The sequence below is a fragment of the Pseudomonas sp. NPDC089401 genome, assembly GCF_044749485.1.
In the GTDB taxonomy this organism is placed as follows: domain Bacteria; phylum Pseudomonadota; class Gammaproteobacteria; order Pseudomonadales; family Pseudomonadaceae; genus Aquipseudomonas.
Window position 1 is genome coordinate 60,166 of record NZ_JBIVIA010000009.1, and the last position, 23,716, is coordinate 83,881.

21 protein-coding genes and 2 pseudogenes are annotated in these 23,716 nt (G+C 52.8%); 18 read left to right on the forward strand and 5 right to left on the reverse strand.

Annotated elements, in window-relative coordinates; genetic code table 11:
* Window positions 1-38 precede the first annotated feature (38 nt).
* Window positions 39-1,190: pseudogene (gene tnpC / locus ACIP21_RS20020) on the forward strand (IS66 family transposase); the annotation flags it as partial.
* A gap of 19 nt (window positions 1,191-1,209) precedes the next feature.
* Here the strand turns inward: tnpC and ACIP21_RS20025 are convergent.
* The gene (locus ACIP21_RS20025) at window positions 1,210-1,938 is read right to left on the reverse strand and encodes a class I SAM-dependent methyltransferase (RefSeq protein WP_400691055.1); all 729 of its coding nucleotides are present in this window, start codon (window positions 1,936-1,938) and stop codon (window positions 1,210-1,212) included.
* 78 nt (window positions 1,939-2,016) lie between these two features.
* Here ACIP21_RS20025 and ACIP21_RS20030 point away from each other — a divergent pair.
* A pseudogene (locus ACIP21_RS20030) lies at window positions 2,017-2,283 on the forward strand (integrase core domain-containing protein); the annotation flags it as partial.
* A gap of 53 nt (window positions 2,284-2,336) precedes the next feature.
* Here ACIP21_RS20030 and ACIP21_RS20035 read toward each other — a convergent pair.
* A complete protein-coding gene (locus ACIP21_RS20035; RefSeq protein ID WP_400691058.1) occupies window positions 2,337-4,070 on the reverse strand; it encodes a DUF6119 family protein in 1,734 nt (577 codons plus the stop codon).
* 409 nt (window positions 4,071-4,479) lie between these two features.
* Window positions 4,480-5,352, reverse strand: coding sequence for a helix-turn-helix transcriptional regulator (locus tag ACIP21_RS20040; protein WP_400691061.1), 873 nt, complete (start codon window positions 5,350-5,352; stop codon window positions 4,480-4,482).
* A 181-nt stretch (window positions 5,353-5,533) separates the two neighbouring features.
* Here ACIP21_RS20040 and ACIP21_RS20045 point away from each other — a divergent pair, with 181 nt between their 5' ends.
* The 10 genes from ACIP21_RS20045 (at window position 5,534) to ACIP21_RS20090 (ending at window position 19,048) form a co-directional block, all read left to right on the forward strand.
* A complete protein-coding gene (locus tag ACIP21_RS20045) occupies window positions 5,534-9,259 on the forward strand; it encodes an ATP-binding protein (RefSeq protein WP_400691064.1) in 3,726 nt (1,241 codons plus the stop codon).
* Window positions 9,260-9,273: 14 nt separating this feature from the next.
* Window positions 9,274-9,918, forward strand: a complete 645-nt coding sequence (locus tag ACIP21_RS20050; RefSeq protein ID WP_400691067.1) for a hypothetical protein — start codon at window positions 9,274-9,276, stop codon at window positions 9,916-9,918.
* A complete protein-coding gene (locus ACIP21_RS20055; RefSeq protein ID WP_400691071.1) occupies window positions 9,915-11,156 on the forward strand; it encodes a hypothetical protein in 1,242 nt (413 codons plus the stop codon). The genes ACIP21_RS20050 and ACIP21_RS20055 overlap by 4 nt, the downstream gene beginning before the upstream one ends.
* On the forward strand, window positions 11,153-11,998 hold the full coding sequence (locus ACIP21_RS20060) for a hypothetical protein (RefSeq protein WP_400691074.1): 846 nt from the start codon (window positions 11,153-11,155) through the stop codon (window positions 11,996-11,998). Before ACIP21_RS20055 ends, ACIP21_RS20060 begins: the two co-directional genes overlap by 4 nt.
* Window positions 11,999-12,919: 921 nt before the next feature.
* Complete coding sequence (locus ACIP21_RS20065) at window positions 12,920-14,731, forward strand: Mu transposase C-terminal domain-containing protein (protein ID WP_400691077.1); 1,812 nt, start codon at window positions 12,920-12,922, stop codon at window positions 14,729-14,731.
* A 240-nt stretch (window positions 14,732-14,971) separates the two neighbouring features.
* On the forward strand, window positions 14,972-15,844 hold the full coding sequence (locus ACIP21_RS20070; protein WP_400691080.1) for a TniB family NTP-binding protein: 873 nt from the start codon (window positions 14,972-14,974) through the stop codon (window positions 15,842-15,844).
* Window positions 15,845-16,089: 245 nt separating this feature from the next.
* The gene (locus ACIP21_RS20075; RefSeq protein WP_400691083.1) at window positions 16,090-16,569 is read left to right on the forward strand and encodes a hypothetical protein; all 480 of its coding nucleotides are present in this window, start codon (window positions 16,090-16,092) and stop codon (window positions 16,567-16,569) included.
* Between the two features lie 51 nt (window positions 16,570-16,620).
* A complete protein-coding gene (locus ACIP21_RS20080; protein ID WP_400691085.1) occupies window positions 16,621-17,640 on the forward strand; it encodes a TniQ family protein in 1,020 nt (339 codons plus the stop codon).
* Between the two features lie 610 nt (window positions 17,641-18,250).
* A complete protein-coding gene (locus ACIP21_RS20085) occupies window positions 18,251-18,574 on the forward strand; it encodes a hypothetical protein (protein WP_400691088.1) in 324 nt (107 codons plus the stop codon).
* Window positions 18,575-18,589: 15 nt separating this feature from the next.
* Window positions 18,590-19,048 (forward strand): histone-like nucleoid-structuring protein, MvaT/MvaU family, encoded by a 459-nt coding sequence (locus ACIP21_RS20090; RefSeq protein ID WP_400691090.1) that lies wholly within the window; start codon window positions 18,590-18,592, stop codon window positions 19,046-19,048.
* Window positions 19,049-19,141: 93 nt separating this feature from the next.
* Here ACIP21_RS20090 and ACIP21_RS20095 read toward each other — a convergent pair whose 3' ends face one another.
* Window positions 19,142-19,618, reverse strand: coding sequence for a helix-turn-helix domain-containing protein (locus tag ACIP21_RS20095; RefSeq protein ID WP_400691092.1), 477 nt, complete (start codon window positions 19,616-19,618; stop codon window positions 19,142-19,144).
* 353 nt (window positions 19,619-19,971) lie between these two features.
* Between ACIP21_RS20095 and ACIP21_RS20100 the strand changes: the two genes are divergently transcribed.
* The 5 genes from ACIP21_RS20100 to ACIP21_RS20120 all read left to right on the forward strand — a co-directional run bounded on the left by ACIP21_RS20100 (window position 19,972) and on the right by ACIP21_RS20120 (window position 22,381).
* On the forward strand, window positions 19,972-20,424 hold the full coding sequence (locus ACIP21_RS20100; RefSeq protein WP_400691094.1) for a hypothetical protein: 453 nt from the start codon (window positions 19,972-19,974) through the stop codon (window positions 20,422-20,424).
* Complete coding sequence (locus ACIP21_RS20105) at window positions 20,421-20,831, forward strand: DUF6957 family protein (RefSeq protein WP_400691097.1); 411 nt, start codon at window positions 20,421-20,423, stop codon at window positions 20,829-20,831. Before ACIP21_RS20100 ends, ACIP21_RS20105 begins: the two co-directional genes overlap by 4 nt.
* A 72-nt stretch (window positions 20,832-20,903) precedes the next feature.
* The gene (locus ACIP21_RS20110; RefSeq protein ID WP_400691100.1) at window positions 20,904-21,260 is read left to right on the forward strand and encodes a hypothetical protein; all 357 of its coding nucleotides are present in this window, start codon (window positions 20,904-20,906) and stop codon (window positions 21,258-21,260) included.
* Window positions 21,261-21,406: 146 nt separating this feature from the next.
* Window positions 21,407-21,574: a hypothetical protein gene (locus ACIP21_RS20115; protein ID WP_400691103.1), complete on the forward strand. Its 168-nt coding sequence runs from the start codon at window positions 21,407-21,409 to the stop codon at window positions 21,572-21,574.
* Between the two features lie 252 nt (window positions 21,575-21,826).
* A complete protein-coding gene (locus ACIP21_RS20120) occupies window positions 21,827-22,381 on the forward strand; it encodes a hypothetical protein (protein WP_400691106.1) in 555 nt (184 codons plus the stop codon).
* 205 nt (window positions 22,382-22,586) lie between these two features.
* Here ACIP21_RS20120 and ACIP21_RS20125 read toward each other — a convergent pair whose 3' ends face one another.
* Complete coding sequence (locus ACIP21_RS20125) at window positions 22,587-23,297, reverse strand: DUF4365 domain-containing protein (RefSeq protein WP_400691109.1); 711 nt, start codon at window positions 23,295-23,297, stop codon at window positions 22,587-22,589.
* A 176-nt stretch (window positions 23,298-23,473) separates the two neighbouring features.
* Here ACIP21_RS20125 and ACIP21_RS20130 point away from each other — a divergent pair, with 176 nt between their 5' ends.
* The gene (locus ACIP21_RS20130; protein ID WP_400691112.1) at window positions 23,474-23,632 is read left to right on the forward strand and encodes a hypothetical protein; all 159 of its coding nucleotides are present in this window, start codon (window positions 23,474-23,476) and stop codon (window positions 23,630-23,632) included.
* Window positions 23,633-23,716 lie beyond the last annotated feature (84 nt).

Sequence of the window (23,716 nt, forward strand, 5' to 3'; positions counted from 1 at the left end):
ACCTACAGCAAATCTTTCAAAGCCCAGGTCATCCAAGCTGCGCGCTCAAACGCATCGGTGAAGATGTCAGCGAGAAGCTCGATTACACACCCGGCGTGTTCACCGTGGAGCGCCATATCCGTGGTAAGTGGGTCTGCGACAGTTGCGAAACACTGATTCAGGCACCGGTGCCGGCGCAGGTGATCGACAAGGGCATCCCGACTGCGGGCTTGTTGGCCCACGTCATGATTGCGAAGTTTGCTGACCACCTACCGCTGTACCGTCAGGAAGCCATATTTGGCCGCGCCGGCCTGGCTATCCCGCGTTCTACTCTCGCCCAATGGGTTGGCGCCTGCGGTATACAGTTGCAGCCACTGGTCGATGCGCTGCGCGAAGTGGTGCTTGAGCAGCCGGTCGTTCATGTTGATGAAACGCCGGTACAAATGCTCATGCCGGGCACGAAGAAAACTCATCGTTCCTATGTTTGGGCCTATGCCACCAGCCCGTTTTGCGAAACATCGGCTGTTGTTTACGACTTCAGCCTCAGCCGGGCCGGCGAGAGTGCGCGTAACTTCCTGCAAGACTGGAAGGGCAAACTGGTCTGCGATGATTTCGGCGGTTACAAGGCCAGCTTCGAACTCGGCGTGACGGAAATCGGCTGCATGGCCCATGCTCGACGTAAGTTCTTTGAACTGCATGCGACCCACAAGAGCACGCTGGCTGAACAAGCCTTGCGTTACATGCAGGCGTTGTACGAGATCGAGGGGGAAATCAAGGATCTGGAGCCGGACATACGTCGCCGAATACGGCAAGAGAAAGCGGTACCGGTGATGGATGCATTGCATGCCTGGATGATTGCCCAGCGCGATATCGTGCACAACGGTTCAGCCATTGGCAAAGCCTTGGATTACAGCTTGAAACGCTGGACGGCATTGTCGCGCTACCTCGATGACGGCGCTGTAGCCATTGATAATAATTGGTGTGAAAACCAGATACGGCCTTGGGCGCTGGGGCGCAAGAACTGGCTCTTTGCTGGGTCACTACGCAGCGGCAAACGCGCCGCTGCGATCATGAGTTTGATCCAGTCGGCCCGGAACAATGGGCACGATCCGTATGCCTATCTCAAAGATGTGCTGACGCAGTTGCCGAAGCAGCAGGCAAGCGAAATTGCCAATTTACTGCCACACAACTGGCGTTACCCTTTGGGGTAAAAATACAAGGTAGCCAAGCTCACTCGCTCGATGCTGGCTTTTGGGCAACGACGTCAAAGCGATGCCAATGCTTCGTGCCCCGCATACTGGGCCCATCATATTCAAGGATTTCGAAAACCTTCAAGCTAAGCCCCCGGAATAGCGCACGGGCCTCTAGCTCAGAGTGAAAGGTTCTCGCCGTGTCGGATGCCCAATCATCTTTGTCTCCGAAGAGTTGGCCCACGAAAATGCCTCCCGGCAGAAGCGCAGATATCACAACTGACCAGAATTTTTCAAAGTGATCTGGATGACAGAATGGTAAGGCCATTCCTGCATGGATCAATGACGAGGGTGGCAAAGACTCAAGGCTTTCAAACAGTTGGGTAGCTGTTTCTAGCTTTGCACCAGGGTGAGCCAGACCGATAGCGTGTACCATTTCGATTGCGGCCGGCTCTCGGTCAATAGCTAGAACATCCCAGCCAGCTTGAAGTAAAGCGCGAGTCTCGTTGCCAGAGCCACAACCCAGATCCACAGCTTTTCTAGAGTTCGTCTGAGTGCTAGCAAGTCCAAGTGCTGTGTGAAGAAGCGATGATGCTGGACGGTCTCTGTGGTGCTCGTAATACGTTTTCCACCTGGACGCCCCACACGGATCGTTGAGTTGCATTCTTTTATCCTTCCCTGTGATCGTTCGTATGCTGGCATGGATTCGATGCGGAGTCTCTCTAAAAGGCAGCCAGATCATAGGGTCTCGATTTGCAGCGGGGTACATCTCCTAGGGCGGTGCTCTGAGGGATCCCATTACGCAAGGTGACTTGGGCATACGCTTACCGCCATCAAACATTGACGGACCAAGGCCTACCACCCGTGGACCAATGGCCAGGTCGAGCGCATGAACCGGACGATCAAAGACGCCACGATCAAGGCCTTCCACTATCCCGACTTCGATGCGCTGAAGGCGCACGTACTGGCCTTCGTGATGGCTTACAACTTCGCCAGACACCTCAAGGCTTTACGATGGCGTACTCCCTTCAAGGTGATCTGTGAGGCCTGGACGAAAAGTCCAGGACGATTCAACATTAATCTGCACCATCTCATTCCGGAACCGTACACCTAATACGATGCCTTTAGGCTGTCCCAGGCGTCTTTGCGAAGCCCAAAATTGTTGCTTCACGGAGATCTGCTGGGCTGAGCGGGGCTAGATTTCGCCTTCGATGAAGTGGTGCCCTTTGATTTCTTTCTCGTAGCTGCTGAGCCAGGTGCGGGAGGTAGCTTCTCAATGATTTCTTTGCGGATGTTCATGCCGGTGCGACGTAGCCTATCGCACGCAGCCATGAAGCTCACTTTGCTGAAGAAGGGAATGCCAATCGAGCCGTCGACGTATCGATGGCGCATGATTCCGTAGACCACGGTGTAATCTCCGCGATCGACCTCTCGTTTACGCCCATCTGGAAGTGTTCCGATGAAAGCGCTGCCTCCTTTCGTGGCAGCTACGGTGTCTTTGAGTTTTCTCCGAAACTCGCTATCAGCCACAAAGGCCTCAGCGCTGACTACTCCCTGCATCCATAGATGGCTTATAGGGCCAGATGACTCACCGTCCTTGAGATGGATGAAGTACTTATCATTGGAGTAGTAGTCACAGGGCTCCAGGTTTGCGGCGATGACACCCTCCGGATTGATCTTCGTGCGATCTAGCTTCACTAGGTCTGGTCGGTTCTTCAGAATCTCTGCTATCAGGTCTTCCTCGTTCTGGCAGTGAGTCGAGCCGATGATGGCAACGTCGTCAATGCTATCGAAGTGCTCTTCAACCTTATCCTTGAATTTGTCAGAGATTTTGTACCATTTGCCTGCAAACAGAACATAGTTTGATGGTTTTGGGGTAGGGAGAACCACCTCCCAATTGAGGCAGTCGTAAACCTTCCAGCCGGGCTCAAGGACTCCGGTTTTCAGGTTTTCGGTGCGGATTTTGTGAGCCCCCTTGATCTCTTGCATCGTATGGGTGCATTTAAGGCGATTGAGTTCCTCAGCGTAATCCTCAATTGAGAGCTTGGTGAATTCCGCCTTGCCACTCCTAAACCCTGTGTAACCCAAGCCCGTGCCTTCAACGTAATCTTGGATCTCCGGCGGAGACATATGAAGGAGGCTGTCCGATCCGCCGCGGACGGCTTGGATCTCCTTGTACAGGAGCTTGTCCAATCGTTGAATTCGCTGTGCGTTGGTCTCTAGCTTGACGTTATCAAACCAGGCGTAGTCCCGCTTATAGGCCTTAGACTTAAAGGCTCGTAAAATCTCTAGGCACTTGTCGTGAAACTGAGTCGGTGTGAGCGGGGTGTCAAGGCTGAGCGCATCCTTGCCGGCGACAAATTTTGCAAATTGATCATTCCCTGGCTTGCCCCCGGCGACACGAGCGAGATCACGTAGCGTATCGACGCCAAACTGACTGAAGTCAGACAGCTTGCTAGCTTGTACTCGTCGCTGGAATGTCACTGCATCAGGGGTTGCCAGGTCAAGGCTGAGCAAGCTACCTCGTGGTACGGTATTGAGTGCAACCTTCAGGCCGAACTGATGGACGAAAGCGTCGTCGTCGAGTGCGATGTGGGCATACCCAAAGCAGAGGGCCATCCAACGCCCTTCGATACTTAGGAAGAGGATTGCAGCGGCGCCGCTTGAGTGTAGAGCATCGAAAGGGGCAGAAATGTAGGACTGGAGCAAGCTCAGCCATTCAGGAGGGCGATCATATACCTGTCCGTAGTAAAGGATACCCTCGCCACCGCCTTCCCAATCCTGATCCTTTAGCGCTTTAGAACCTCCAGGCCCGTAAGTGGCGCTGATGGCGTCCGCTGGCACTTTACTCGACTTGAGCAATCTGACAGTGATTGAGTTAATGGTGCCGTTTCTTCCCATGTTCACCCCACGCGATCTACTGGGCCGATACCTAGTTGGATCCGATTTTGGATGAGGGTGATGTCAAATTGCAATGCTTTGGGTAAGAGGGGTTTGAGCACCTGGAGAACTGGCTGCGATTGCATGCTCAGCTTCTCTGATCACGACTATCAAATACTTGTGCCCAGAACGGCCGCCGCGTGCTCGGAGCCAGACAGCTTAGGCTGCGAGGCCTCCGAGGAGGAGGCGTCTCAGGACGGCGCCTCCTGTCACACATGCGATGCTCGAAGGTGAAACCTGGACAATCTGTTGAGACAGGGTTGCTAACTTTGCTGACCAATTTCTCTGAGAGAAGGTCGTGCCGATCACATGGATATGAGTGATTTCTTTACATATCTAGGCCGTACCTGCTCAGTTGATGATGCTGCTTCTAGTAAAGCCAGGCAGTTAATTCGTCGATGTTCGCGACCATCAGCTGCTGTGCGCTCGGCTTCATGTGCATCTTGGTTGTGTCGATCTGGTAGCGATTCAACACGTACTGAACCAGGGCGCCGCGGGTTTCGATCACAAGCTGCCCGTCTTCCATTCCGTAGTCGGCTTCGAGCAGGGCTCGCTGCGCAGGTTTGAGCCTGGAGTCGGCCTGTAGGATCACAGTGGCTGGTGTCGTCCAGCCAGGATCGAGGAGACGCGTGTGCTCAGTGACATCGTCCATGAGCTCAGGTGTGCCGCGAAATCGGCTGAGCACAAAATCGCGATACTCGCCGTTTTTCTCACAGTAAGCCCGGACATGCCAACGCATGCCTGTGTGAATGAGCGTATGTGGTGCAATAAGCCGAGTTTCGCCGTCTGGCGAGCTAAAGGAGGCGTACTCACACTCGAGCCGTTGACCCTCTCTGCAGGCCTTAAGCAGTGGCCTAAGCACCTCCGGTCGGATGGAGCGATCGGGCACCTCTAGGACATCGATATGCGCATACGCGAGCGTCAAACCTTCGATATGCGGAGCTCGCTCGTGATTCTGATTCAGGAGGTGAAGGTAGGCGCTAGCGCTGTCCTTCATGAAGAGAGGTTTGAAATTCTTTCCGGCTACGTAGCCCTTCAGGTGCTTGTCGTAGACCAGATTTTTGGGCGCATGCTCATCGATGTAGGTGTTGATGTCCTTGGATGCTTGCTGGCGACTGATGCCGAAACTTTGCATCAGATGATTCGTTGTTAAGCGTCCTTCCCACCAAGCGACAGTTTCGATCAACTTGTACCTCAGCGCCAAATCCCAGCGCACAGCTGCAACAGTACTTGCCCGTTTCATGAGGCCCTCCATGTGCTCGAAAAGTTTACCTGTATGCGTAAACACTGTAGATGCGTCACCTATATCTACATATGGTTGATGCCGAGAGCAAGCGCCATGGGAACCAATTGGCGCGTATCAGGAGCGGTTGCCAATACTCAGGAGAGGGTACCGCCACACGGTTTAGCCAGAGAGGCGTTCGATGTCACAGTTAGTCAAGATCGTACTGATTGATTCGCTTTGTGCGGGAGCAAAGGCGGAACTGGTCATGGAAGGGAACACCAGTGTCACCGGTGAGAATGGTATCGGGAAGTCATCTTTTATCAAGCTGATCCCGGTGTTCTATGGCGCTTCTCCAGGTCGTTTGGTCAAAGCCGGCGCCAACCGTGAAAGCTTCGCGAACTGGTACTTGCCGCGTGCATCTAGTTTCATCGTCTTTGAGTATCTCAACCATGCCGACCAGCCGCGGTGCGCCATCATGCATCGCAGCGGGGATAGCTACTCGTATAGGCTCGTCTCAAGCGGCTGGCACCAGGAGCTCCTCTATCGCGATTACGAGTCAGGTCATCTGGTACTGCCAGGGGATCTGCACCACCATCTGACGCAACAAGGCGTCATGTGCTCTCCGGAGCTGCAGCCTTATCACTACCGACAAATCATCCAGTTCAACAGCGGCACGGCCCACCTGGAGAGGATTGCCGACGCTGGCAAGCGCAAGCTGATTGTCGGGCTCCGTTCGGGTTTCTCGCTTGCGCCCAAGCGCAAGGACTTCAATGGGATCGACTACGTCACGCTAGCGCTCATCGAGAGTGGTGGCACCTTCGATACGATGAAAGCGACCATGTCCGAAATCCTCCAGCAGGACAATGAGGATCCGAGCCGCACACTCATGATGCTCAATGCGCAACCCTTCCGCAGTGTGATTGACAACCGGGCGGGTTACCTACTCATGGAGTCATTGAAGCCCAGTATCTCTGAACTGTACCTGCAGGCCCATGAGTATCGAGCGATCTTGCGCCAATTGGGCACGCAGAAGCGCCGTATGCTGATGATCGAGGAGAAATTGAAGGAGCGTCAGAACGCCCGTGACATCGCACAGGCGGAGATCAACGAGGAGGATCAAGAGCTGCAGAATCAGTACCAGTTGAGGATGGGTGTTTTCAATGCTGAGAAAAGCGAAGTCAAGGCCACGTTGTCAGACCTCGACGCCTGGCTCGCTCGCTTCGAAGACAAGCGAAACTGGTACGAGCAGGAGGGCACCCAAGAGCTTTCACAGAAATTCGACAAGCTCCCCGAAATCCGTGCTCAGTTAAACCAGAAGCGGGATCACGCGATCAATCTCAATCGCGAAGGTGCAGATATCCGCAGCGTCTACAAAGAGCGAGAAGCCTCCGTTAAAGAGACTGCCGCAGCTGCCCGGGACGCTGCATTCCAGAAATACGTAGGAGCAGGGCAGGCCCTAAAAGCACGGGGTGAGCGACTGCGTGAGACACAAGATCAACTGCTGCAGGAGACTCGTGCAGCTCAATTAGCGGAGCTCACGGAGCTCCAACAGGAGCAACTGAATGCAACGGACGCGAATTCGTGCGCGATCGCTCAGGAGGCTCACCTCAAGGCCCTTTCGGCGCTACCCAGCACACAGCGAGAACTGGATCTCTCTCAACAGGCTATCAACGAGCAGCTGGAGGTTGTCGGAGAGCGCCAGAGGAGTGTCGCGTCGATTGCAACAGACGGCAATGCACTAAACCAGGAGCGTGACGCCCGGGCTGCGGAATACAATGGATTGCAACACCGCAAGGAGGTGCTAGGCGCTCAACGCGAGGCACTGAAGGCCCAAATCAACGCGAGCGCCGAGACGCTCCTTGGATTTCTCCGGCAAAATCATTCCACTTGGGAAGAAGACATCGCTCGGCTAATCCCTGTAGAAACGCTAATGCGTACTGACTTAAATCCTGCGTTGATCGACCAGGATCAGAAGAGCCTGTACGGCGTTGAACTCAACCTTGAGGTACTCCCCCAAGCTTCCATCGCGAGTATTAAGGTTCTTGAGGACGAGATCGTCACACTGACCTCACAGATCCAAGCACTTGGCTCAGAGATTGATTTGCTAGAGAAACAACAGCGCAACGTGGAAGACCGCCTGCGTCAACACGCCCTCAAGCTGTCAGCCGCGCAAAAAGACCTGAGCAATGCAGCCCTTGAGCTGCAAACATTGAAAGGTGACCACGCTGGACTAATGGATCGCGCCCGCGAAGAGGTTGAGCGCGAGCTACAGATTTATGCTGAGCGGGTCGCCGAAGGGAAAGCGCGTCTGCATCAGATCGTGAATCAGATAGCCGCCCTCAATGTGCGCCACGAACGCGAGCTTAGCGATATTGGTGCCGAAGGCGATGCTGCCCAAAAGCACCTGACTGATGCTCAGCGAGATGCAGAGTTGGAGTTGACTACTGCAAAGGAGCACATTGATACCACGTTGGCCGCAGAGCTAGAGCAAGCAAAGCGTGACATGGAAGCTCGGCTCAAGGCCGCTGGGGTGGATGACTCCGAGAGCAAGCGACTCGCGTCTGAGATTGACGAGCTAGAAAAGCAGGTCAAGCAACTGCAGGGCGTCGAGTCGTTGATCGACAGTTATCGTTTGTGGATGAAAGACTCCGTACCGGCGGCCCCGGAGTACAGGGCTAAGCTTGCACACACCAAGGCCGAGCTTGAACGAATCGACCGCTCAATCGAGCAGTGGCGAGCAGAAATACAAGCTGTGCAGAAATCTATCAGTGTCCGCAGAAAAGCTTTGGCGACTGAAGGGCATGAGGACGGGCTAGAAATGAGCGCTGCATTACGTGTGCAGCGCGAACTCAGCCAGTTTGAGTCAGCCGTGGAGGCACACCTCAGCCCAACTGTGAGAGCGTCCGACATTGAAGATGAGGTGGCAAAGCTCAAATACCGGCGCAATGACTGTCACCGCAAAGGTTCAGCTCTTTACCGCGAGATGCATAGACATTTCCTGAGAGATAGTCTGATGCACACCCCTCAGGGTGCTGCCTTCGAACAAATCATGAACCATGCAGCGCATGCAGCCATTGAGCTTGAGTTCGCTTGGCTAGAGGCCGCTCCGAACCTTCATGAGTATCTCGAGATCTCACACCCTGACCAGAAGACGAAGCTGATCATCCAGGCAAAGAATCTCTCTGACGAGCTCTGCGACAACCGATCGAAGCTTCAGCAACTGCACCGAAGCATTCAGAAGCTGGGCCGCGATGCGACGGAGAAAGCGAGTGAAGTCCTCAGCGCCTTTGCGCAAATTCGGCAGTTCGAGTTCAAGGTGACCTCGCGGATCCACAACATGTCCTTCTGGGATGATCTGACAAACTATGAGCAGCAGTACCGGCGTTGGGCCTCTGTTCCCATTGAGCAAATCCCCTCGGACAGCTTTATGGAGGCGCTGCGTACCATCGAGCGTCAGATTAAAGACGGTGCCTTCACGTCCAAGCTATCGGACTGCTTCGATGTGTCAGTCACCTGCAATGACCAAGGGCGGGTTAAGGTCGCGACAAACAACGCTGAATTGATCCATCTCAGTAGCACCGGCCTCACCAAGATCATCGTGGCCATGATCTACGTCTCGCTGTTTGAGCTGCTGCGCAATGAAGCTGACTTCCAGATGTCCATCCCGATCGATGAAGCTTTGGAGCTCTCTCCAGAAAACTACGTTGCCCTGGTCAATTACTTTAACGAGCGCGGGCTCTCCATGCTGGCGTGCTTCCCTGGTGGCGCCCCGGAGCTGCTTCGCCAATTCAACAACCGATACAGCCTGGAGCGACGGCCAGATACCGACTCCATCGTAGTGAAAGAGTACGGCATCGAGGAACATGACGAACTTGATGACCTCAATGCTGCGCTTGGCCACGAAGACGGGGAGGATGCACTGTGAGTCCACTGAGGGATGTGCTAACCAAGCTGCTGGCCGGCAGCTTCATTTGCCAATACGCCTACCCAGAGTTCCATCGCCACTTGCGTAACGGAGAATTTGTGGAGGCTGTTGAGAGGGCATTGAAGCCGCTAGGCAGAAAATTGGCTACCCTCGGCGAGCCCGAGGCTCCCGATACCTTTTTTGCGCGTTTCGTTGATCTGTCCGAGGCAGATGATCGAGAGTCTGCGACCCTGCAACTGGTGGAGTTGCGTGATCAGATCCGCCCGTGCTTGGAGTTCATCCGCCTGATCAACCGGGCAGGGCGCAGCGAGACCTGCCTGGCGCCAGGGGACGTCATCTCGTTCGCCGACATGCTTGACTCGATCGAAAACCACCCTACTTACCGTACTCAGCTCTGGGACTTGAGTGGATACGATTTCTTCAACAAGTCCAAGAGCGGCAAGGACAATAACGATCGACTGAAATTGGTGCTGCGTGCCTTGGCTGACGCGGGGTATATCGTTAAGCGTAACAGTGAGTCTGCCAACTACGTGGCCACAGGGAAGATGGGCTACGTACACACCATCTTGGCTTGGATCGCTGAGTACAACTCGTTAAGCCTGGACGTCGGAGAGAGCGAACGTACTGATGGGGATCAGCAAGGAGGACTCGACCTGTGAAGGCGGAAGACTGGAGTGAGCTGGGCGATGCTCTCACTCGGAATGCCCCTTTCCTCGAGGCATTGTCGATTGCTGACGAGGAGGGTATAGCTCTGCCCGATCGGCGTACGAAGGGCATTTCCTTTCTCATGTCAAAGGGCTTGATCGAAGAGGACGATGGGCTCTACTACCTCAGTAGCTTATTGCTGGACGTTGGTGCGCAGATCGCCCTTCAGGGATTTGATCGGATTGCGCCCGACCTTGCAGAGTCGTTGTTTGCCATTCAGGCTCACTGTGAGGCGTACCATGATGCTAAGGAAAACGACTCATACACTGAGGCCGAGCGGCACCTAAAGCGTCTGACGTACAGTTGCCGGCAGGTAGTTAACCACCTGCGAAATGAGCACGCCCAGACACGAGCGTTCATTGAGGGCGGCTACGGTTTCTCGCCGCGGTTCAAGGATCGCTTGCGGGACATCAACAATGCAATCGGTCGTCTCAAGCGGCTGCATGACAAGCTGGGCAAGTTCACGCACGTTGGGCTAACCCAACTTGCTGGCAACGATCGTGCGGTACGGCGAATACTCATCGATTATCTGCTCAGTGCCGTTTCTCGCAATCGTTTTGCCCTGGACGAGATGATTGGACGCCTAGACCGCTTGAGTCTAACGGTTCGAAAACGCAACCACATGCGTCAGGTAGCTCACGCTGTCGACCTATTCCTTCAGGCAGGGAACACTATCGATCTAGATCCCCTATTCGACAGACAGGACGGAGCGAACTGGACTCCTGCAGCGAAGATGGCGCTTGCCGGCAGCGTTTACTGCGATGTCGAGGCAGGAGAAAGCCTTCAAGAACTGGAGCTTTTGATCGCTTCACTCCCGCCACCCAAGGTGCGTCTCGTAGAAGAACCCGCTAAGCCTCGTGAGTCGAATCTTGTAGCCCCCAGCAGCGAGCCTCCCAAGGAGCTCGAAAAGCCCTTCGCACGTGAGCATTTGAAGCGCATGCTCGAGAGTTTGAAGGAAACCAAGCGACCTCAGTCAGCTTCTGCGTATTGGAGAGAGCATGGCGACCCAGAGATTTCCCTGAGCATATGGCTGTATGCGCTGGATGGCTACGTGAGTCTGCAGTCCGCTGTTAGCAAGGTGCGGCACAAGCAGCTGAACTATCGTTTGAGCCCGATCTATGCCCCCTATCTACGCGTATCTGCCAACCGACGTGTCCTGGATTTGATTCTTGAGAGAGTGGGGCGGCTATGAGCATTTTCAGTACAATCAGAGCAATCAAGCCTGTAGTGATAGCAATTCGGCAGGACGCGCGTAGGGTGCAGATCAACGCAACCTGGTCGAAGCTAAATAAGGATTACAACATCGGCACCAAGCTGGGCAGTAATCACCTTGCACTGACTGAGGTCGAGCTGCACACCGTTCGCATGATGCTCAAAAGGGAGGCTGGTGTGGATGCGTTGATCGTCAGCCTTGAAGAGCTTGAAGGTGACCGTATCGCCGTTGCCAAGAAATCACGCAATGAGAAACTTGCTCGTCTGAAAACCGGAGATCGGATTGTGATGGTTGCATCCGTGTCAGGCCACCTGCAATTGGCCTCCGGCAGGTTCAGCCACCCGGTTGGCGGCAGCCTCAGTGTTCCTGCTGAAGAGCTACACGGTTTGGAGGCGGTTCTGTTGGTAGAGAACCAGGCTGTCATGTTCGCAGCGCACGAATATCGATGGCCCAGTGAGGTGCAGCACCTTCCTCTGGTTTTTCGTGGGAGTCCCCAGATCACACCGGCAGCTGTCACCAGGGCACTCTCAGGGGTTAAGCAGATCATTTGCTTCCCCGACTATGATCCGCAGGGATGGATGAATACCCTAACAGCTAAGGCACATGGCATCGTAGTACCGTCATTGAGCTCCATTGACGACATCGTTGCCGAGGAGTGGGATAAACCCCAGGACTATACAAAGCAGCATGTCGCCCGCGAGTGGCTGGGGAAGGTGAATATCCCACGGGTCAATGACATGCTGGCACGAGAGCTGGCGCTTTCGCAGGAGTCCATGGCAGGCATGGAGTTGGAATATCTGTGTTTTGCTCCCGCTAACTAGGCTAGGGACGCAGAGGAATCCCCTCCAGGCAGCGCAATCACTTAACCTACCACATTATGAAGCGAACAATCCTGTGTATGCCGGAGCTTGGAGGGCAGGTGTTGCAGCAAGCTCTCCACGCGATCCGGGCTCATCACACAGCACAGACCGAAGGTAGGCCCACAACTTAAGTCGAGCGGACGCTTAAGTACGAGCTCTGCAAACTAATCCAGTTTCTGGATGGCCGATACCTGCTCAGCCCAGAGAGGCCGGGGCCTCCAGAGAAGGCACGTAGCCTAGTCGCATCGATTGTGGGTTGGTGGAACGGGGGTTTGTGGGGATTTGACCGGAGGTATGTGGGATTGGACAGGACTGATGTGAGCTGCCTCTGAACCCCGGACTCGCCCATCCGCCAGGTGGCTAGGCACTTTCAGCTATGTCAGATCTATAAACCAGAAAAAACTATAATGAATTTCTTGTTTATTATTAATGTCCGATCGGTCAGGTATTACAACGTAATCTATTGTATTAAATCGTTATCTTGAATTCTACTATTTCAGGGTCGGAATTTCAATTTGACTTTCCCTAAGGTTCTGTTATAGGTGTGTACTCGGGCACCTAGAAGACACCATGCACAAGCGTTACGTGAAAGCACTCGCAAAGCGTTTCGTTTAGTCATTTAGTGGCGCTTCCCTACTGATCTCTTCTTATATGCCTGTCTATAGGGGTGGAATGAGGAGAGCATCATGTGCCAGAAAATTCTCAAGGTAATTTCTAAACTCTCTCGGCATAAGATTCCGGGCTACTCTCGCTGCGCTAGTTTTGAATGGGGCCTCTGTGTGGCTGGGTGCGGATAATTTTATTGTCCGTGATTTTATTTAAAGTTCGCCAAATTATTTTTGGCGAACTTAATATTGGCCCGGGTAATAGTGGGAGGTCATCATGTTGCAAGCATGCATGTATGAGAAGAAGCTTTGGATAATACAATCAGTTGATCCGAGCAGTCATAAGTTTGTGCTTCGTCAATTTGACAGTGAGAAGGCTATTTTGGTCGAGCCTTCTTTGGTCAGGATGGTTGATGCACACGTTTTGGCGGATACTTTCCAGAAGCAGGCGGAAGAGCATGCTGAAATTCTGGAGCCCGTCGATACTGATAATGTAAGCCTGAAGCGACAGGAAAAGGCTCAAGAGCGTTATAATGCTATTTCAGCTGAATTGGCAGGAGATATTAGTGCCAAGGAGGCCGCCAAAAAATGCAAACTGTCTCTTAGCCAATACTATGAAGTCAAGCGTTGTTACGACCCGAAGATTGGTGTTGCGTCATTGTTTGGCCAGGCGCGTGGCCGAAAGGTTGGCACGCAGATGATCTCGGAGAAGGTGGAGCAGATAATCAAGGAGCAACTTGGTATCTGGTGGGTTGGTGAAAGTCCTTCTAAAAGGAATGTTTGGAAAGGCGTGCAGGAAGCTTGCCGCGATGCAAACGAATCACCGCCGGCGTATGAAACCGTGTGCGACCGAATTGCCGAGTACCCCAATCTTGACCTGGCTCGGTCATCTCATGGCAAAGACTATGCCGTGGATCACTTCAAACTCAGGGCCGGCACCCGAGAGTTTTTCAAGCCGCTTGAGCAGGCGCAGATGGATCATACACTTGCTGATGTCTTCCTCTGCGCACAGGATGACCGCTCGAAGGTGGTTGGTCGCCCTTGGTTTACTCTCATAGTTTGCGCCAAGACCAAGGTCATTGTTGGCTTTTACGTGAGCTTCAGGTACCCGTCACTGGGCAGCGTTGCCTGTGCCCTGAGGCATGCTGTTACGAGCAAAGAGGAGTTCATGAAAAAGCTTGGGCTGCAGGATCATGAGTATCCGTTCTGGGGTGTGATGATCGAGCTTTTCATGGATAACGCTAGGGAGTTCCGTTCAAAAAACCTCTACAGTGCATGCGTGCTTCAGAACATCAAAGTTCGTTATCGCAGGGAGAAGCAGGAAGGTGGCATTTGCGAGCGGCTCTTTGGTACGTTGAACATTGGTACGATTCGTGTTCTTCCTGGTGGGACTGCAGCTCGGCCTCGGAAAGATCGAGATTATGATCCGGCTAAGCATGCCTTGCTGACGCTCGGCGAGTTCATCCGAGAGCTAACACTGGGCATCTGCGAGTATCACGACACGGTTGGTGGCGAAGACCATAAGACCCCTCGCCAGCGCTGGGAGGAGGGGATGAAGGATAAGGATGGTAATCCAGTAGCGCCAAAGCTGGTGCACAACCTGCGCCATTTTGTCATCGAAATTCTTCCGGAAGTTACTCGGAAGGTGCAGTCTGCCGGCGTGAGTATTCATAATATCTTCTACCACACTCCCTTACTCAGGGAGATGGTCGGTAAAAAGGTTCGGGTTAAATACGACAACGCCAATCTTTCGCGCGTTTACATATTGTTGGAGGGGGAGTGGGAGGAGGCTGCAGCAAGAGGCAATCCGCCTGAAACCCTCGCCGAGCTGCAGATCAATAATGCTCTTCGTCCGAGGCCAGGAACTCTTGGTGCCCATGGTCTCGCTGCACGCAAAGCCCGTACAAATTCCCTGCAGAAGTACAAGGAGCTTGCGTTGCTGAAATCCAGTGAAGTGATTGCGCATGAGCTGGATTTACTTGAGGGCCCAACCCCGCGTGAGCGTCCTGCTCCTCTTCGGGTGATCAAAGCCGAACGGAGGGACTTCACTCGTATCGTCAAGCCGTATGACGGGGAGGAGGTAGAATGACTGGCTCGGTTCACCGTGCCTTCCTCGTCGACAGCGAGCGTTGCAGAGGCATGTTCGCTGCAGGGTCTGAAATGGCTGTACCCGCATCTGAGCGGTTGCCTCCATGCTTGGAGTCGGCCCGGAGCATTCGTCCCTGATCAGGTATTTAACCACGTCAATTGCGATCCTAGTGTCAGGAAAACTCCTCCAGCCCCTGGGATCGCTTTTAGCTTGATTCGTTCAGCCTCTCGGAGGCCCAAAATGTACGATCATCTTGCTCCCAAAACTGCCCTTATTGCAAATTTGTCGGACGAAGAGCGTATCGACTATTGCAAGAAGAACTTCTTTGTCTATACCGACTTTTCAAAACGCGTCATTGAAGACGCGAAGCAGATAATTCGCATTGAGCGTGGCGGTACCAACGTCTGCCGAGTATTGGTAGGGAATACGGGCATCGGAAAGTCGTCGCTGGTCAAAGCCGTTGCTTCTGCGTGCAATACGCCGGACAGCACACCAGTTGTGACAGTGGATTTGGCGCCCTTCGGGGGGCGTCGCCTGGATCTTACGGAGTTGCTGCCATCATTGCTCGGCTTCAGTCAACCTGCCCACAGAATGGCCAATCCTGACGGGGTCAAACGCATTAGGGCCAAGATCGAAGAGCTTGGCTGGAGGCTGATCATTTTAGACGAGGCCAACGCGTTGGTGGCTGCCACTTATTTTGCGGAAAACAACAGGATCTATCTGCGCGGAATGTCCAATCCTGACATCGGCTTAAGTGTCATGCTCGTTGGCACCCCGGGCGTAATCAGCTTTATCAGGAAGAACGATCAACTGCCTTCAAGGTTCGGTCGTATTGATATGGTGGATTGGGATGCTGAATCCGTTGATTTTTCGCGTTTTCTCAATGGTTATATGAGGCTGCTTCCTCTGCGAAAGCCTTCTGTGATCGACAGCGTGGAAATGCAGAATCTGCTGATGAGGCTGGGCGGGCAACTCACCCGTGATATCAAGCGGGTGTTGACTGACGCGGCGGTTTACGCGATCAAGCATGAGATCGAATGCATCAATGAACAGGTCATTATAGACAGCTACAATGAAGCATTGGTTTTCTATGCTCCGAACGGAACGATGTGATGCGGCCGCGATGGCTTGATTGCTCGGGGAATCAGTCCGTCCTTCAGGAGTGTGAGGCACTCCTGAGGGGCAGTACGGAAGTGAGTGAGCCGCAAGGGCGCCTGATCTTCGTGATGGGCGCACCTCGAGCAGGCGCATCGGCACTGGCTAACAGGCTACATCATTATGCGAAGCGCCAGGGCATTAGGTCTCTAGCGCTTCCCGGTACCCCTTGGGGTAGCAACACCAACCTTCGGAATCACTTTTTGCAAACGCTGGAAGTGCCATTGGTGACGGATGAGTTCTGGAGCAACGAACTAGCCTCAAGACCTTATGATGCCGTAGTGGCGCTTAGAGGCTACCAAGCTGTCTTTGTGGATGATGGCCACGATTATTTTACCTGTGCTAAAACGGTCAAGAAGCGAAACTTTGAAAGGCTGTTTCAACTCACGGAGTTTCCCAACAAGCGCCACGTCTTCGTGTTTGGTATCGCCAATACTCTAGAGCCGGTGGCCCGAATGGCCGAAACAACGGGAGTGATGGCTATTAGTTATCATCTCAAGCCGATGCCTAATGACGATCATTATCATGCTTTCGTGGGAGGTCTGATCGCTCATTACCGGCAGGGACAGGGTATGACAGATCCGATGGTGGATGTCACAGCGATACACCGTTTTTCCAAGGGAAGCATTGGAATCACTGCAGATGTTGTGCGAGACCTTTGCGCTGGCCTTCAGCTGTTATGACTTACCAGCTGCTATTGGTGTAGGAGGCATGAGATGAGAGCACGCGCTCTGATGCAAAACTTGATTAAACCGCTCCATGATGAAACCTTATCGTCGTGGCTTTCCAGAAACGCGACCAATTCCCATGTGGCGCAAATACACAGTGATTTTCTTAATGACTGTCGAGGCATGGCAAAATTGGGGGGCGGCGGAGATGTAGACAGCTTATACGAGCATAAGGCGTTTATGTCTTTGTTCCCGGAGCGAAATCATCAAGCGTTGGCCGCGACATTTATTCTCCCAGCCCCAACCGTCAACCATTCTAGGAGCCTGAATTACTGCCCGCAGTGTTTGGCTGATGACATCGCCAGTATGCATGCACCCGGCTGGCGCAGGGCGTGGAGAACCCGCGGAAATTGCTTTTGTGTTGCACATGAAGATATGGTGTTGCTCCAGCGCCTACCGGTCGCTAGCAAGGATCAGATGGGCAGGGCCTGGCTTGCCTTCAGTCAGCACGCCGTCACTGGTAACTTTATTTTCGGTAACCATTTTGTCCAGCGACTGACGTCTTTGTCTGATACTGGAAGTGTTGAACAAAGACTCTGTCGAATTGTTTGGCGAGTGATGCGTTGGGTAAGCTCAGCTGCTGAACGGCCAACTGATGCGCGGCCGTCAATATATTGTTTGGAATTTTTGTTAGGTTTTTTCCTTTTTCGCCCTTTTTACAGGTGCAAAGGGGGAGTTGGGCAATGGTTCTGGAGTGCTGGTCGAGCTGCTATGGAAATCTCCATGCTGCCGTTCAGATCACCTACGATGGCGGAGCTTACGGCAGGAGTTGAAATGTCACTCCCAAGGGATGTAGCATTAAGTTATCTTTTTATTGGATGTGCATACGGGTTGTTGAGCTCTCAAGATGTTCAATTTATAAGCAGGGTATTATATTTTACTAATTCTCCATTCCCTAAAGACGCAGGGGAGTTGCGAGCTCTCGCCGTTTGTTTTCAGCCATACCATCTGCTGGAATTTAGACGTTTAGCTAGCAGACGTCTGTATGCTGGTGATGTGAAACACCTACACTGGTTGTTCGGATAAACTTCCGTGTAGTGAGCCTAGGCGACAGATTATTCCCGGCCTGCTATCTACGCGCCCTTAGAGCTGTGGTCTTCCTCTGCTAAGCCTGCTTCTTGTCCATCTGCTTGATCCCTTGTGTTAACGTTTCACCTCATCATAGCCTGACTCTATTGGCTGCGGGACGCCTGAATTTCTCACTATTTCAGCAAGGGTAACCGCGAGACCTCAGAATATCACTGTATTGCCGAAGCATAACTCATTGAATATGCTGAATTTATTCTACGCGAGTCTATTTTTGGTAAGCAGGGGTTCTGAGCGCCCTAGCTAAACATATGCTATAAATTGACAGTGCCGCCGCTGACTTGGTGTTCCGGCAAGGGTTGCATCCGGTCTCCCATAGGCTATTTATCGAAAGGATAGATACCGGCAGGCAATGGGCTTTGGGCAGCGGCACGTTAATTCATCAGTTTTATTGATGGCGGTGCCACTATTGATGCGGTTGGAAGGCAGTGCTACAACAGTTTGAATGGTGGTTGTAAGCACACTGGAGGGTGTCGATAGTGAGATTCAGCTATTCATAGGCTGACCAATCTGCAGGCCACTATATTAATTTGGGCAGTAGGCACACATTATGGCTAGGTCACATGCTCTACTGAAATACAAAAAGGCACAATTTGTTCTTTCACAAGTGCTGAATGACCTTGCTGAAAGTGAGTCAAGTGATCCGAACTATCACCTTGATATGGATTTTGATCGCGAGCTCAATGTGCTTCTGGAGCGCTATGGCTATGCACCTCAGCAAGCGATAGGAATTATCAAGCGTCAGATGATAGTGCAGGAGAGTCTTGCTACAGCTCCAGGAGGGGCTTTAGCTCAGGTCTATTCTGAAAATTTTTGTTCGCGGCGTACGCGGCGTAATAGAGCTGATCGAAAGTCTCGTGAATTTTTGGATTAATTTAGAATGCAATCCATGAATAAACCAATTAATCACGAGTCAGCCACAATATCAGGGGAGTCGGAACCGGCGACTGCCCGGTTACTTCGCTTGAAAGAAGAAATAGATGCGAAGCTTGTGGAGCTCTCTCGCCTTCAGGCAAGCGACGAGCTTGCAAATGAGATAGCTTTCGTTGCTGAGTTTAATGAGCTAAGGAAGAAATACCAATTCGATCTAAATGATGCCTTTGCCATGATGGATCCGGGGCATCTGTTTGGAAACGATTTTGATGCGGGCGAATTTTTTGAGGCTTTGCAAGTATTCACGTCTAAAGAGAAGTCTAATTCAAATGTTCGGAAGGGTAGGGCTCTAATGCGCTATCGGAATCCGTTTACTGGTGAGGTGGTGGAGACCAAGGGGACTAACCACAAAAAGCTCAAGGAGTGGAAGGCGACCCATGGTCGCCCGGTGGTTGAGTCCTGGAAAGAGGAATGATCATCTCGACCGAGAGGAGGGCGCTACCCATTCCCTTTCCCGATGATCTACTCACAACATCTGTCGGCCCTTCGGCAACGATGGCCGTGGCATCTACTCAGCACTTTTGTTCCAGTTCCGGCTCACCGTCGAAGTAGAAAGACCGAGTTCAGTCGCCGTATCTTTCTGATTTAGTCCCCTCGCTCGGCAAGCCTGGATAGCCTCAACCTTGGGAAGGGGTGTCTTTCTGCCAGCCTCCATGGGTATCAGAGCTCCGTCCTGAAACTGACTTGCCCATTTAGTAAGCACGCCTTTTTCAGCCAATAGCTCTCCTTGTTCACCCAGATGCTTAAGCAGTTCTGCGTGGGTCAACCCACGGTCTAGGCTTGCTGCGACTGTGATTAGGGTGAGGGCGTCAACCTCAAGCACTGAGGCCAGGAGCTCTAGCGTATCGAGTGTCACGCTGCTACGAGCGTTCTCGATGTTGTACACGTGCTTTGAGTCAACTGCTCCCTGGAAGTCGTCCTTGGTGAGGCCGCGCGAAATCCTCACAAGCCGGAGGATTGCGGCTAATGACTCTCTGAGTGGCATGACGACTCCCCAAAGCTGAGGATAGAGCCACATTGATTAATTTCAATCCATGGAATATATTCCCTGCAAATGCAATCCCCTAGGCCCTTTGCTTGCACACGGGGGCAGTGCGACCCGGTTCAGGCTCTGCCAATTTATGGAAAATCTTCCAAGCTAGGCTCTCACGGTCATGCATCTCGATGATGCACGCGGGGTCTTGAGTTTTCGGGGCCACGTGCCGCTGGCGTTGCCATATGCGCCTATGCCCTGATCCCGCTGGTGTCGGGTGAGAAGAGTGCGCACACAGCCGCAGCAAGCGACTGACCTCAAATTTTCAATGCATCGCCTCGGCGATGGCTTCACCGAGATGATCGATGTTCAGAACAGACAACAATGATATGGCAGGCCTCCCAGGGATGTTTGGTGAGGGGCTTGCTCATTGGCATGCCGTGACCCGAATGCTCCGAAAGCACTGGTTCCATCTCTCGGTAGTGATGGTCGGGCAGGGCAAGGGCCATGAGTTTGAGCTCATGGTCAATGACGAGCTGAAATTGCAGCAAGTCCTCCAGTCCCAGGACGAGGAGGTTTTCGTCAAAGAGATTCAGGTTGTCACCCCAGCGAGCATGAATGGTAGCGGTGCATGGCGGATGGAGAAGGTGAAGGGCCTGGCGATCGGAGATGACCAGGATGGTGACAGTGTCTGCGTCGTTACGGTTGACGGTGGTTCTGTTTACCACGATTCGTACCGTACGAATCTGGATGTAGCGTCGCTCACCAAGATGCGGGTTTTGTACGACGCCCTGAGCGCGAAGAGGAGCTTGCAATGAGCGAAGGTAAGCTCGAAAGCTCAGTCGAGAGTGAGCTGCTATCAGATAACTGTGTTCCGGCCGCGGGCCTTGAGCTGTCTGTTGAAGCTGCTCGTGCTCTGGTTGTCGAGCGCTTCCCACGTAGGTCGTACTGCATCGTCGAAGACTGGACGCTGTTCGAGGCTGACCTAACCGAGGATGAGTTGGCCAAGGTGAAGGCTGTAGGCCTGGTGCCTCTTATCGTATTCGCCCACTGCGTTGTTGACGACAGTGAGGGGCGTTTCCCACCTGGTGGCTGGGTTCGGTCGACCATGTGTGCCTCATTCGTGGATGGGGTGTTCGCCGCGACGAGGAACACTGTCTACGTGCTGCTAGGCTCTGGACGTCGTCAGAAGGCCAACCTCAAAACCATCTTCTCTTTCTTTTAAGCATCGTGGCACTGCGTCTGGAGCGCTCCTCACGCAGCTACGTGCTAAGAGTCCAGGTTGTAAGGACACTCAATGGCCACATCCATCAAGCTCAAATTTCACGGTAAGCGGCACTCTGACTTCGATCTGCTGCGAATCGCCCGGGCGATGGAGCAAGGGTTCGCTGCGCCTGTTACCGCCTACCTAACAGATGCTTTCATCATGTCTCGGGCAGGTGGAGGAGTGGTGTTTGGATTCGAAGGTGACGACCCTGCAGGCCGTTATGCTGATGGTCGTGTCGTTCAGACGGCAAAGGTCGATCGGCTGGAGAAGGAAGGACGGTTTTGGGTGCTGACCACTGTGGAGGGTAGCCGCTATGTGATGGCTGCGTTTCGTCGAGAGGGCGGTCGGAATTCTCTGCGGGATTTCCTGCAGATGGCTGTGGCTTGAGACTCTTCTAGCTAGGTGAGAATTATGGTGTTGCCAGCTGCGCTATCAGAGATTTCGATCGATGAATTCAGGGCCCGGTATCCGCGGTTGTTCTCTGATCCTGGTGTGGACGATATCTACTGCAGTCCAGGATGGAGAGGGATTCCTTGGCGCTGTGCGACACCCTGCAGGAGCACTCGGATCGGCATCCAGGCGTGGTGCCGGTGACGGTTGCGCAGATCAAGTCCAAATTCGGCGAGCTCCATTTCTCCTACGACGGGGGCGACGACTACTGCCATGGTGCAGTGAGTGTTGCTGCTCAGCTGTCTCTGTGAACCTGCGAGATTGTGGAGCGCCGGGTAAGCGAGTGTCTGGTAGGTGGGTTCGTACCTTGTGTCCAGTACACGATGGAAGTGAAGTGGGTTGAAAACCATGGTGTAGGCTGGCACATCGTTTTTGGGCACGCCGCTTCGCGGAGTTGCTCACTAAGTCCAAATTTTTCAAAAAGTAGCTTCAGTTCGGAGCTGCTTGCGCTCTCCCTTTGCCTATCGCCAGGTTCTGGGTGTTTTCTTGACAGGAGTTATATCGTGGCAATTGCTGATTACATCAAGGTCTCTGGGAAGCTAGAGGATATTCGAGTCTTCGAGCATAAAGAAGGAAGTGTTCGAGTGATCATGAAGATTGATGGTGTTCTCATTCCGAATACTGACGTTCCAATTAAGCTTTACGAAGAGATTGAGGCGGGCAAGCATTACGATTTTTACTGTGTGTACAAGAAGTCTCGAAACAAGCTTAAGAACACGGGCGTGATCTATGCATTTAAAGAGGAAGGTGGTCGGATCCGCAGCCTGACGAAGCTTCGCTTAGCGACGCCGGTGTACATGATGGTTTATGGGGCTATCTGGTTCGCGGTGGCTTACGTGGCCGTGTTTCTTCTTGCGCTTCTACCAGTGCTCGCAAAACACCCTACGACGGGGGCTATACCCGTTTTACACAGCTATTCAATGCTGGGTGGGGCAATTCCTGGATTGTTTTTCCTTTGGTGCGCTATTGATTTTTGGCGTAAATCAGCGAATCTGGAAGCCTGGCCAAGCGTTGCTCCGAGTGTCGTGATTGAGCGTTTCAGTAAGCTCCATAAGTAAGGGGGTTTGCTTGAGATTGGTAGCTTGGGCGTGCCGCTGCGCGGCCAGGCTGTCGTGAACCGAGCCCCGCATTTTGCGGGGCTCGGCCCTGCGGGCTTCCATCCTGCACGCCTCCGGCCGCCGGCCTGCGCGCTCCGCTTACGATGCCCGCGTTTACAAGATCATCAATCTTTCAAGACTCACGCCAGGCGGAGGTGCTGGTATATCAATAGAAATCTGCCGTCTTTTGTCTGTGCAATTCAAGGTCTAATTGATTCCAGAGGCGATTCATATTGTCCACCATTTGAACAACGTGTTGCGGTACACGGCCTTTGTTTAGCCTGATCAGCTTGTATAAGATGCCTATGGCTTCTTCATTGGCGTCGTGCTGTTCCAGGGAAGATGGGCTCTCTATCGAAATGTAACCATTTCCGCGCTCATCGAAAAAACGGTCTATGGAACGTGATGTGGTGCTCGCCAGGTGGAGTATAATACTGTTTCCGAATGTTGCGATACTCTCGAGCTTAGATTTTGCAGATATGTCTAGCTTGTCCGCCACTCTGTCGAAGTCAACCTTGGCGCCTTTAATTGTTGAATAGTCGATCTCTGGGTCTATGACTTTCCAAAGAATTTCTTCGGTTTTCGTGCTCACTGTGCATAGTATTACTGGGACTGAAAATCTCTTCCAATACTCAATGTGCTCAGGCTTTGGGTAGATGGTGTTAATGCCGTCGACAAAGGATTCGGATGTGGCTTTTACTTGAACTTTTACGATTCTGCCAGAGGCTGAGTTCCCCTCAAGCAAAGTCTCGAATTCAGCATCTATCCCTAGATCGATTTCTTGTCGTCTATATGGCCATCCAAACAGCATTCCAAATGCTTTTTTTACAATAAGTTCTCCTACATCACCCGTAAGTTGATTGGCTGTGTACTGCATGGCTAAGCTCCTATTTAGCAAAAGATCTGATTTTCTGCCCTAACTTGCCTGATTTTTTTACCAGCCCCGAGCGGGGGCAGGGCAGGTTTTCGAGACTCGGTGGTGGTTCCTAATGACAGTCCATACCGAGGTAGATCGCCGCCTTAGTAGCACCCACATAAAAGGAATCACTCAAATTGAGTAGGTTGCGCTTCGATAAGCTCGAAGAATACAGCTTCGAATTCGATCCCCTTGATGCGCTGGACATCGAACCCTCGAAGCTGGGATTGGTTACCCAACGACTGGCCACCGACACAGGAAACCGCGAGCACACTCTGCTCTCCATTTTTTTGTGAGTGATTCACGTTGCTCGGGTAGCGAGGCTTCTCGAAGCGACACCAATGCCCAGCGACTTTCAGTAAGCACAATAAGCTGCTATT